This is a genomic window from Agarivorans aestuarii (genome assembly GCF_019670125.1).
In the GTDB taxonomy this organism is placed as follows: Bacteria; Pseudomonadota; Gammaproteobacteria; order Enterobacterales; family Celerinatantimonadaceae; genus Agarivorans; species Agarivorans aestuarii.
On record NZ_AP023033.1, the window covers coordinates 3,949,782 to 3,961,671 of the forward strand.

General features: G+C 42.8%; 9 protein-coding genes. 2 read left to right on the forward strand and 7 right to left on the reverse strand.

The window, feature by feature from the left end; genetic code table 11:
- Positions 1-18 precede the first annotated feature (18 nt).
- The 6 genes from prsK to K5609_RS18340 are packed head-to-tail and all read right to left on the reverse strand — an operon-like array spanning position 19 to position 7,732.
- Positions 19-2,058 carry an XrtA/PEP-CTERM system histidine kinase PrsK gene (gene prsK, locus K5609_RS18315; RefSeq protein WP_221074891.1) on the reverse strand — a complete coding sequence of 680 codons (2,040 nt, stop codon included), beginning with the start codon at positions 2,056-2,058 and terminating at the stop codon, positions 19-21.
- A gap of 54 nt (positions 2,059-2,112) precedes the next feature.
- Positions 2,113-3,183, reverse strand: coding sequence for an XrtA/PEP-CTERM system-associated ATPase (locus tag K5609_RS18320; RefSeq protein WP_221074892.1), 1,071 nt, complete (start codon positions 3,181-3,183; stop codon positions 2,113-2,115).
- A gap of 2 nt (positions 3,184-3,185) precedes the next feature.
- Positions 3,186-4,673, reverse strand: a complete 1,488-nt coding sequence (locus K5609_RS18325; RefSeq protein WP_221074893.1) for a TIGR03016 family PEP-CTERM system-associated outer membrane protein — start codon at positions 4,671-4,673, stop codon at positions 3,186-3,188.
- Complete coding sequence (locus K5609_RS18330; protein WP_221074894.1) at positions 4,627-5,520, reverse strand: XrtA-associated tyrosine autokinase; 894 nt, start codon at positions 5,518-5,520, stop codon at positions 4,627-4,629. Before K5609_RS18330 ends, K5609_RS18325 begins: the two co-directional genes overlap by 47 nt.
- Positions 5,517-7,073, reverse strand: a complete 1,557-nt coding sequence (locus tag K5609_RS18335; RefSeq protein ID WP_221074895.1) for an XrtA system polysaccharide chain length determinant — start codon at positions 7,071-7,073, stop codon at positions 5,517-5,519. The genes K5609_RS18330 and K5609_RS18335 overlap by 4 nt, the downstream gene beginning before the upstream one ends.
- Positions 7,074-7,090: 17 nt before the next feature.
- On the reverse strand, positions 7,091-7,732 hold the full coding sequence (locus K5609_RS18340) for an XrtA/PEP-CTERM system exopolysaccharide export protein (RefSeq protein WP_246611893.1): 642 nt from the start codon (positions 7,730-7,732) through the stop codon (positions 7,091-7,093).
- Between the two features lie 282 nt (positions 7,733-8,014).
- On the opposite strand from K5609_RS18340, the gene K5609_RS18345 reads away from it, so the two are divergent.
- Together K5609_RS18345 and xrt are read left to right on the forward strand one after the other, a co-directional pair.
- Positions 8,015-9,418, forward strand: coding sequence for a TIGR03013 family XrtA/PEP-CTERM system glycosyltransferase (locus K5609_RS18345; protein ID WP_221074897.1), 1,404 nt, complete (start codon positions 8,015-8,017; stop codon positions 9,416-9,418).
- A gap of 3 nt (positions 9,419-9,421) precedes the next feature.
- The gene (xrt, locus tag K5609_RS18350; protein ID WP_221074898.1) at positions 9,422-10,846 is read left to right on the forward strand and encodes an exosortase; all 1,425 of its coding nucleotides are present in this window, start codon (positions 9,422-9,424) and stop codon (positions 10,844-10,846) included.
- Between the two features lie 3 nt (positions 10,847-10,849).
- Here xrt and K5609_RS18355 read toward each other — a convergent pair whose 3' ends face one another.
- Positions 10,850-11,884, reverse strand: a complete 1,035-nt coding sequence (locus tag K5609_RS18355; protein WP_221074899.1) for a glycosyltransferase family 4 protein — start codon at positions 11,882-11,884, stop codon at positions 10,850-10,852.
- Positions 11,885-11,890 lie beyond the last annotated feature (6 nt).

Here is an 11,890-nt window from a genome sequence, read left to right on the forward strand (position 1 = left end):
GCTGGCGCATTAAGCCAGCTAAATTTTGTGAATGGGCAAGTACAACTTAAATAAGCTACCCTCGCCAACATTACTCGTAACTTGTATATGCCCACCAAGTTCTTCGACAAATCGTTTCGCGTCATAGGCACCAACACCCATGCCAGCATTACCTTTGGTGGTATCAAATGGCTTGAATAAACGTGTATCAATAAATTCTACGCTCATTCCTTCACCGTTGTCTTGTATTTCTATTAAGCATTCATTGCTTTGCTTGCCTGCGCGAATGCTGATCAAGCCGTCTTCTGACGTAGCATCTTGAGCATTTTGCACTAGATGCGAGACTACATTTATAAATCGATCTTGGTCCCCAACCAGCTCAAAATCATCACTTAAGGTGAACGCTAACTGCGGAACAGGCTTACTGATGGAACGAGATTGCGCAACCTGCTCAAGTGCTGCTTTGAGTCCAAAAGGAGCGACTACGGTATCAACTCGTTGCTTCTTGCTGAGGTGCGCCACAACTTTAGCCAAACGATTGGCCGCAGAGTCTACTGTTTCAAAAGCATCATCAATAAATTCTGGGTTGTGCTTATGCTTCACTGCATTTTTCGACATCAGCTGCAATTGCGCCAAAACATTTTTTAGGTCATGCACCAGATAAGCAGACATACGGTTAAAGGTATCAAACTGCTGACTTTCGGCCAATGCCAAGTTAGAACGATGCAAGTTAAGAAAAACCGCCAATTGGCGACTAATCGCTCGCATTAAATCGCGGTCTTCCCAGTTTACACTATGAATAGCAGAGGGCGCAGACAGTAAAATCACCCCTTTAAAGCCTGCACTGGTGCTCATAGGAATGACATAACAAAACTTAGTAATTTGCTGTAACTTGTTACTGGAGACTTGAAACGGCACCACACTGGTATCTTCTTTCAGTTCTTCAATATCGACAATCCATTGGTGCTCAATGGCTTCTCCAGCCAAATGCTCTAAACATAACTGAGCCTGCGAATCGTCGTCACGAATATTATAGGTGGCTTTAACCACATAGCGGCCGTTTTCTACGATGGCCAAGCCAGCATACTGACAATCGAAAGGCTGGTTAATTGCCTTTAGTGCAATGCTATAGGACGAAACGCTATCTTCTTCAAGCACTGCTGCAAACTTCATCCACTCTTCACGGTATTCATACTTGTTAGCAAAGAAGTGTTTGGTGATTTGCACCTTTAAACGTTTGCGTAAGCGTTCAGATAAAAACAAACTCACTAAAATTATTGCGCTTAGAGCAAAGAAGCCATTTTGGGCCATGCTGCCCCAGTCACCACCAGCGTATCGAATGTAGTAACCCACCAAAGCCATTACCAGTAAGTAGCCACCGGCCACTAATAGCAAAGTACTGTGATAAATCACATCACGCGACACATAGATTTTGGTCGACCAACGCTTGATCCTTCGGGCACTTAATAACACCAGTGGTGCAGCGAGTATGGCGACAAAACCGCGCAGGCTCCAAAAATCAAAAGAGATCCCAGAAGTAATTAAGGCATTGGCATATAGGGAAAAATCGAAGGCGAACATACCGCCCAACCCCAGACACATAGGTTTAATGGTGGGGCGAGCGCTAATATCAATGCGTCGATATAACTGCTCTATTAACCACAAGCCAATTACGGTTTGTGCTAGCTGCGTTACCAACCAAAACTGATTTAACTGCAAGCCTGCCAAAGCAGTGACTACTTGTAGAGATGCGATAAATATCAGGCCCAGCAACAAGCCTTTTTTACGCCAAGGGCCGCGAATGAAATTACTAAGCTCGAAACGCGGGGCAATGGTAGCGTAAAGCAGCAAGAACCACAGCGCATTGCGCAGGGTTTCAATACCAAACAAATAACCAAGGGGAAGTGCTATCCACATTTGGGCAACCCCAGAGGATGCCCAAAGCAGCGTGAAAAACACCACCAAGCTTAATGCTTGGCGTTGAAAGCCACTTTGCTTAGTAGTGAGCAACAATAAGCTGAATAGCAAGTACACCAGCGCTGCAATGCTGTACCCTAATAAACCAACAATAATACTCAAAGATGACCTTCCATTTATCAGCTAGGCTTTGCGGCAGCAGACAATAAACAATACTTAGCTATTTTCGCTTAACTCGACGATTTCTTTACGCTTCTTCTCGATCATCTTATCTAGATAACGGATGATCTTTATTTTTCGTAATACCACTTCTTCTAGGTAGCTAGACACATCAAGTAGTTTTGCTTTTAACTGACTATCACTGATGGCAGCATTACCCATACTGGCAGTAGTATTGGTGCCGTCTTCATATTGGCGTCCCAATACTGCATCAATATCCGACACGCCTTGCTGCTCTGGCGTGCCTTGCAAAGAACCAGATAGCTCACCGGCCATTTCTTCAATAACTGCAGCTACGTCTGCTTGGCTAATCGCGTGTAAATCTTCCAAAAACGCATATAAAAACAGTCGGTCAGCAAAGATATTAATCTTTCGTGGAATACCTTTAGTAAAGTCAGCAATTTGCTGGAAAATATCATCATCTAACTTAGGGTTTTCATTCCAACCCACCTGCTTGAGGCGGTGCAATATATAACCTTGGGTTTGCTCTGCATCCAAGGGTTTTAAGTGACAAGATGCGATAATCCGTTGCCTAAACTGCTCCATTTCTGGCAGTTCAATAATTGGCTTAAGCTCTTCCTGCCCAAGTAAGAAACTTTGAAAAAGAGGTTTGTCGTTGAGTTGAAAGTTAGACAGCATCCGCAGTTCTTCAACGGTTTCTGCTGGCAAATTCTGCGCTTCGTCTACTACCAATAAGGCGCGTTTACCTTGCTTATTTAAGGTCAGCAAATATTGTTCAAAGCGCTTTAGAATGTCGGCCTTGTTTAGCCCTTCAACATCAATACTGAACTGGGCTGCAACTAAACGAACTAATTCATCGGGATTAAGCTTAGTTGTGGCAATTTGAGCAGCCACAATCGAGTCGTCTACCGAGGCTAATAAGCTTCGAGCGATAGTGGTTTTTCCGGTACCAATTGGCCCCGTTACAACAATGAAGCCTTCACCTTGAGATAAACCATAACGCAGATAAGACACCGCGCGATCATGGTGAGGGCTAGCAAAGAAAAACTTAGGGTCGGGGCTAAGCTTAAATGGTTTATCACTTAAGCCAAAAAATGATTCATACATACTTAAAACTGCTTAGTCGCGTTAATCGATACTCGATTTTCGTCATAGGTTCTGCCCACTATGTTGGAGCTACGGTGAGTAAATTGGTAACGATAAGTGAGGAAGAACCCTTCGATGAGGTCTTGATTTAGAGACAGATCGTAGCGACTGTACTTATCCACTTGGTCGATGCCATTGAGGCGATCAAATGTGTAGTGATCGTAATCAAATGCAAAGGCAATAATCAGCTTACGACTTAACTTATGGTCTAAGCTAATTCCGCCACCATAAGTAGTGTCTTTGACAAAATCTGTTACATCACGCAAGCCTTCACGGGTTTGGTGGCGCAACTCAAAATCAAGTCCAGAACGGCGTAGGTCTAAGCCGGTATTCCATCTAAGGGTTTTATCAAGCTTTTGCTCTTCTACACTGTCACCTTCAACAAAGAAACGACGGTCGAAGCTGGTAGGTTCTTCTATGTAGCTAATGTCGGTACTAATACGACGCTTTTGGTGGAAGAAGGTGAATTCATAGGCATCACCATAAAAACGCTTACTATATTCAAAAAATAATTTGGTTCGACGATTGGGTTCGAGATTAACCGCAGCCCCCACATAATCTTCGTTTTTATCTTTATCTAAAGAGAAGTTATAACTCAGTTCGAAGTAGCTTAAGCGGGAACGGAAGTAACGAACTGCTGGCCCCCAGCTCTCTGACTCACCCACCTTTTCCGATGAGCTAACACCTTGCAAGTAACTCTCTGCGTAGTAGCGAATAAAGGGGCTGAAGCCAGAACGTTGCTGCAAGCCCAACTCACCTTTATATTTAATGCTTTCTGTTTCTGAAGAGTTACCACGGGCTTCGCGGCGAATGTAGCTAGAGTCAATTAACCAAAATACTGAGTTTACCTTCTGGCCATTTTTAAACAGCAGTGATGCGTCATAATCGTTGTTATTACCACGTTCATCTTCATAACGGTATAAGCTACTGGCAACTCGAGCGTTAAGATCTACCCATTTACGTGGGTTTGATTGATAATTTAAACCAAGGCCTAACTCACTGCCCTGAATCAAATCTCCAGAAATCACATCGGTAATCGCATTGCTACTCACCTCTGCCGGCAAAATATCAACAGATGCAACAGCATCGATGCTAAAGCCGGATTGTCCCAGCTTTTTATCGCCAGTAAAATCTAGCTCGTGGTAAAGCTTATTTTTTTCGGAGTCGTAAGAGTGGTAGGTTTGTCTTGCCCGATAATCAAGAGAGAGTTCGCCGTCTTTACCAATAACTTCAGAGACAATACCCGCTGACAAAATACCAATTTCACCAGACTCTGGCGCTTCTTCAGTAAGGCCTGCATTATCGGTGTAAACCAGCTCTGCGCCAATTTCTGGGCGAAACTCTACCTCTGCGGCATTAACCGAGCTTGATATTCCAACAGCAATAGCAAGCGCAACAACTGCCCTAAGCGCTGCGTTCTTCCTCATATCCATAGCCATATCCGTAGCCATATCCGTAAGTCCCTGTTTTGCCGTGCACTGCTTTATTCAATACATATCCGATTGCCAGCTCATCGCTAAATTGCGATACAGCAGATCTAATCGCAGCGAGCTTGGTGCCATCTTGTTCCACTACCACCACCGCTTGTCCAATGAAGTTAGACAATACCACCGTTTCGTTTACCCCGAGTACAGGAGGGCTATCAAACAACACAACTCGGTCGGAATAACGGCTATTTAGCTCTTCAGTAAGAGAACGCATTTTGTCACTAGCCAATAGTTCATTGCTCAGGTGGTGTGGCATGCCTGCTGGCATAATTCTTAAATTAGGTATATTGGTGTGATAGATAACATCAGCAATGTCATCGGTTTCGCCCAGTAGATACTCCATCAAGCCCATGTGTTGACCAATACCCAAGGTTTTACTCACGGTTGGCTTTAACACATCTGAATCAATCAGCAGTACTGTTTTATCCTTTTCCAAGGCTAAGCTCAGCGCTAAGTTAATAGAGGTAAATGTTTTACCTTCACCCGGGTTAGCACTAGTAACCATGATCAAGTTACTTTTATTTTGCGGAATTAAACCTGGCTCAAAAGCATTTTTAATCAGCTTTCGTTTAATGCTTCGGTACTCATCACTGAGCATTCTAGTTTCGCGTGAACGAACACCAGACAGCATACCCAATCGATTTAAAACCGCAGAATCAATTTGTAGTACTGGCTTATCACCCATTTCTATAGAGGGGTCACTGCTAGCCGCCGCTTGGTTTCGTTCGGCAGTCTCAAGCTGTTCACTATTCTCTTGTTTAGCTCGGGCTTGTTTAGCAAGCTTGCCCATTGCTTTTTCTATGGTACTCATAGCAATCCACCTAAACCGGTAATTATTTTACTGTGTAAACTGGGCAGTAAGTTGATCACCATAAAGCCAACAAAACCACACAATAAAACCGCGTTTGACAACACAAATAAACGCATCTTGCGCTTTTCCACTTTCATCAAGCCGGAGCTTTCTGTGGCAGAGACCACACCTAATACAGGATAACCCGTTTGTTGATACAATTGCTGAATACTTGAAACAACTGGATTTACTTGGCTAAAGGCCAGCGACAAACCAACGCCAACAGCTAGGGCAAAGATCAACACACCAGCAATCAATAAAGGGCGCTTGGGACCAGAAGGCTCCAGGGGAACTCTCGGCGCATCAATAACCCTAAACTTAATGTCGTCAGTGGTTTTACCGGCACTTTGTGAAATAAGCGCGCTTTCTCTTCGAGACAGCAAATCTTCATACTTAGACTTGGTAATCTCATAATTACGGTTAAGGCCTGTAAGCTTTGCTTCTACATCAGGAACCTGACGTAACTGCTCTTCTAAGTCATCAACTTTGTCCGAGTGTCTCTGCTCACGCACCTTAAGTGAAGCTACATCGTTTTCAATTTGACTTACTGTAATTTTAAGATCTTGATAGATAACTGATTCAGAGGCTATAGCTGCAGGCGTTTTAGCTGTAATCAGGGCGTTGTCTTTTTGCTTTTGCAAAGAAGCCAGCTGACGTTGCACTTCTACTACATCAGGATGGCGCTCGGTATAGCGCAGTAATAAGTCGTCCAAGCGAGTTTGCATGGAGAGAATACGGTCATCAAACTCTGTGCGAACCCGCGCGGTTTGTTGTGAGGCTAAGACCTCTTCACTAGCTAATTGCGCTCTAGCCGACACCAGTTTGGTTTCGGCTTCACTAAGTTGTAAACGAGTTTCTTCCAGCTGCTTCTTAACGTTCTCAAGATTACTGTAGTAAGTAGACTCTTTACCGGGCAGGAAGGCTGTGTACTCCTGCTTGAAAGAAGCCAGACGTTTTTCCGCTTCAATCAAGCGCGTCTCGTATTCTTCTATCTGCTGATTAATAAATGAGTTGGCGGTGTCGGTATCTTGTCGTTTTTCCCCAAGAGTATTTTCAACAAATACATCCAAGGCGGCTTGCACTACATCACGGACATATTGTGGGGAATCTGCTTCAAAACTGATAGTGTAAAGATTTTCTCTACGAGTTTTATCGATTTCGATAGTCTCTTTCAAATCATCTAACAACTCATCATATTCAGTGCTGTTATTCACCCGTACATCAGCATCACTAGCCCGAGCGATCTTTTCTAAGTTAGCCCGGCTCAACAGAGTTTTTACCATCATCGCCAACTCCTGACTAGGATCGGTTTGAATAGCTAACCCTTTAAGTAGAGGCTGCAATAATGAGCGAGTATCTGCGTAAACCCTAGCCTCGGCAGTGTATTGATTTGGCATCAATGTCACGGCTATCCAGCCAATAGGACAAATAATCCACAGAGCGATTAAAATATAACGGCGCTTTAACCATACCCCTCGTAGGTATTGCAGAAAGTCCTCAATTAAATCTTGCATTTATACGACTACTCCGACTAAAACCATGCTTCTGGGATAATGATAATATCACCAGGAAGAACATCCACATTGGCTTCAATCTCACCGTCTTGAATCAATTTACCAACAAGTACTTTATAAGAACGCTGTTCACCGCTAACCACTCGAACTAAGCGGGCGTTATCGCCATCAGCATACTCAGTTAGGCCGCCTACCTGAATCATCACATCAAGCAGCGTCATATCTTCACGATAGTTAATTGCTTGAGGCTCGAAAGCTTCACCGATGACTCTAACCTGCTCACTAAATGGTCCAATAAAGCCTTCAACTGTTACAGTCACAATCGGATCACGAATGAACTCTGATAACTCCGACTCAATCAGACGAGCCAATTCAGTAGGCGTTTTTCCCGACACCTCTAAGTCTTCAACTAGGGAGGTAGACACCATGCCGTCTGGACGCACAATGAAGGTGCCCGATATTTCAGGGTTACGCCATACAAAGATGTTGAGTTCATCTCCGGGGCCAATCAAATATTTGTAATCAGCCGGGTTAGCAGTAAGCGACGGATGAACCGACGCGCCAGGTAAAGCAGGTAGGTTGTTCGAGCAAGCGGTTAGGAAAAGTCCTATCGCCATAAACGAGAGCAATTTAATTACTACTTGATTGAGTTTTTTCATAGCACTGTCCATTTCGCTGAGAGTCCATCAAAGTAACATTGATTGAGGTAATCCTTTTTTCCATGATAGTGTGCGAGCGCGCATGTTGTAAATCTCTTGAGCTAAATAGTTTTAATATATCGACATTTATCTACTGGCTGTTGGAAATGTAAAGCGTCGGTAACAAACTTAGGTTTAACTAGCTGAGCACAAGTTACACCGATTTTTTGTAGCCCTGCGACTAAATCTCGGTATACTGATTAGTCTTAAAACTATTTTTATATCTTGTTTCAAGGAAGAAGCGTGGCTGGCTCGAAATTTCATAATCTAGATCCCGGTAGTAGAGCGATCATTCTTGCCGAATTTTTACTTCTCATTGGGGTTTTCGTCATTGGTGTTGAACTTCTCCGCTTTAGCGGCTTTGAAGGAATCCCGGCCTATGGCGAAGGAATACTCTTATTACACTGTTTGGCATTTACCTTCCCAATACAACTGTCAATATTGTCAGTTGGCTTATATAACCAAAAGATTCGCGAAACTTTTCGAGGGGTAATACGCCGCCTATTGGTAAGCATTGCCTTAGGTTACTTCATATCTTCTGTTATTTACGTACTTACGCCCTTAGATGTTCTGCCAGGTAACTTCCGCGAACTGCTTTACGCTGCAGTAATGATAGGCTTAACCACCATTCGTTACTTTGCGCTTAAAATGCAATACGAGCATATGGGCCGCAAACGAATTTTGGTATTAGGCGCCGGTGAACGCGCCAGTATTATTGAAAAACGTATGCGCCGTAAATCTGACCGAGTAAGCTTCGAAATGGCCGGTTTCATTCGTATGCCTGGTGATTCTGATGACGGTATTCAACGCGAAACGATTTTAGAGCTAGACCAACCCTTGGAGTCATTTGTTCTTGCCAACGGCGTAGAAGAAATAGTGATTGCAGCCGATGAGCGACGCGCTAACTTGCCGGTTGATAGTTTATTTTTATGTAAACTGCGTGGCGTTGAAATCACCGACATTATCGACTTCATCGAGCGTGAATCGGGACAAATTGCAGTAAACCTTATCTATCCTTCATGGGTGATTTACAGCAATGGTTTCCACTCAACCAACTACTTACGTAGCTCTTTAGACTGGGTATGTAACACTTTCTTAGGCTTGATTGTATTGTTCCTCACTTGGCCATTGATGCTAATTACCGTCATCATGATTAAGTTAGAAGAAGGTATTCGAGCACCAGTGCTCTACTCACAAGAGCGCATTGGTTTAAACGGGCAACCATTTAATATCTACAAGTTCCGCAGTATGCGTACCGACGCTGAAAAAGATGGCGCCAAATGGGCTCAAAAAGAAGATCCACGAGTTACTAAAGTGGGTAACTTTATTCGTAAATACCGCGTGGACGAACTGCCACAAATTTATAACGTATTAGTGGGTGATATGGGATTTGTAGGCCCTCGACCAGAGCGCCCTGCCTTTGTAAAAGAATTGGTATTATCGATTCCTTATTACAACCAGCGCCACAACGTTAAACCAGGCTTAACTGGCTGGGCACAGCTTAAGTACCCATATGGCAGTACTGAAGCTGATGCACTTGAGAAGCTAAAGTTTGACCTTTACTACATCAAACACAGAAGCTTCCTGCTCGACCTTTTAATTCTAGTGCGCACCGCAGAAATTATTTTGTTCGGTAAAGGACGCTAATCTTTGGTAGCGACAGGGCCAAGCAGCAAACTAGACAACAGCGGCTTACTTCAAGCTGCTGTTGTTCTAGGTATTACAGCCTTAGTTGCTTTGCTCTTTTGGCCGGTAGTATTAGATATTTGGCGCTATAGTTTTGATGATGGTACCTACTCACATGCATTCTTAATCCCAATTGTTGCTCTGTATGTGCTTTACGATTGCCGCCAACAACTGCAGTTTCGCCAAGGAGCAAGCTTGTGGTTAGTATTGTTAATTGCCAGTTTAGCCATAGAGTTGCTACTTTACCTAAGCCAAATTAGCTTGCCAGTTAGAGCGCTATTACCCTTTGTGTTGCTGTTCAGTTTACTAAGTGTTTTTAAGCATCATAAAAGCCTTTATATATATGCTTTAGTTCTGCTATTTGCCACACCGATTTGGGGTATTTTGTCGCCGCCCTTGCAAAGCTTATCGACCAATGTTGTAGAAATGGTAATGGCTTACACCCATGTACCGACTTACTTTGAAGGCAATGTAGTATCTATTCCTTCAGGGCAGTTTGAAATAGCCAATGGCTGCAGCGGTTTACGCTACTTTATTACTTCTTTATTTTTGTGTTTGTTGTACATCTATTTCAACATTCGCAGTGTAAAAAATGCCGCCATGTTTTTTGTTATTTGCATGCTTGGCGCATTAATCGTTAACTGGGTTCGCATCATCACTATCATTTTGATAGGTCATGAAACCCAAATGCAAAGTGAAATAATATACGACCACAATAATCTAGGTTGGTATCTCTATATTCCCTATTTGTTATTGGCATTTTTTGTAGGCGGAAAGCTATCTAGCGAGTTAATGGTTCAAGCCAAGGTAGATCAAGCTGACGGCCCTCCGCTTCGCGGTTTAGTCTTTGTTATTTTGGCTTTATTGATTTTTTCACCAAGCTTAATTGATTGGCCAGTATGGGATGCCAATAAGTTAAATACCGAAGACATTAAAGCAACAACTAGCTACCATCCAGCCCTTCAAGTGGCTCAGTACCAGTCTGTGGAGCAGCAAAGCCTTAGCGTTAATCAAATAGAGCTTAATTATTGGGTGTTTTTGTTTAGCGGCTTAGGCTTAGACAATAAAGCCTCATTTTATCTAAACGAAGTGGTACCAGAGAACCTGCGCATTGATCACTCAGAAACTGAGCAAGCAATTAACTTTGTTTATTTCCGTTCAGCAGCCAACCGACCAGCCTTGCTTGCTTATAGCTATGCTAGTGACAGCGGGTTACAGCCGCTAAGAACCCATTTAAAGAGACAAAAACTAAGCAACATAATGAACGGAAACCGTAGCACTGCTATTTTGGCTTACAGTGCTCAATGCCCAAGAGAAAGCTGTAAGCTTACAAAAAAGATATTAAGCGAACAGATTCACACTCAATTCAATAATTTGTCTTTAAACTAAGGACTATTTATATAATTTCGAATAACTCTGAGCAATTTGTTGAATAGAGTACTCTTGCTTAATCAAATCGTAAGAAGCCTTCTTCCAAGAGCTCAAAACCTTGGGATTCAGGATAAGCTCTCTAACAATATCTGACAAGCTAGCCACATCGCCAACGTCAATCAAGTATCCATTTTCGTTGTGAGTGATTACTGTTGATATCGCTCCAACATCTGTAGAAACGGCAGGTATGCCTCTTGACATTGACTCGAGCAGCACCATCGGTAGCCCCTCCGTATTTGAACTTATGATAAGTAAATCAAATGTCTGATATATTATTTTTTCATTTGGCTCATTTCCATGAAAAATGGCGTTCACACCCTTTTCTAACGCTAAATTTTCCAAGTCTTTTCTACATTCGCCATCACCAAAAATATTCAATTCTACAGAAGAGCGTTCTAATAAAGATAAAGCTTCGATTATCAATGGTACATTTTTCAAAGGAATCAAACGACCAACAAAGCCTAATTTCAAAGGAGGAATATTTAGGAAAGGTTTAATTTCATTGGCGATGGGCACACCATTTGCAATCAAGCCAATACCATCAACAGGATAACCAAACCGGTCCTTAAGGGAGTACCTAATAGCCTCGGACACAGCAAGAATCTTAAACATAAACAAGCGAGAAAAAGCGAGAGACAATCTCATACCTCTAGCTTTAGGTGAGGTTTCTCCATGAGCTGTAAAAATAACTTTTTGCCGAAGTAGCAAAGGAATTACCGGGGACATACTTCTTACTAGAGGGATCGAATGAAAATGAACAATATCAAACCTGCGTAGCTGCTTAAGTGCAAACCACAGCCTTTGAAAAACAGAGCCTTCGATAAGAACTACATCAATCTCTTGAACCTTTAGTAGTGAATAAAACGTGTCCGTTTTTTTTCCTGCTGACATAACAGTTACTTTAATGCCGAGTTTCTTTTGCTCTATAGCGAGGTTATAAACTAAACGCTCGGCGCCCCCTAAGTTTAAACTGCTAACTAAATGAACTACTTTCATAAATTT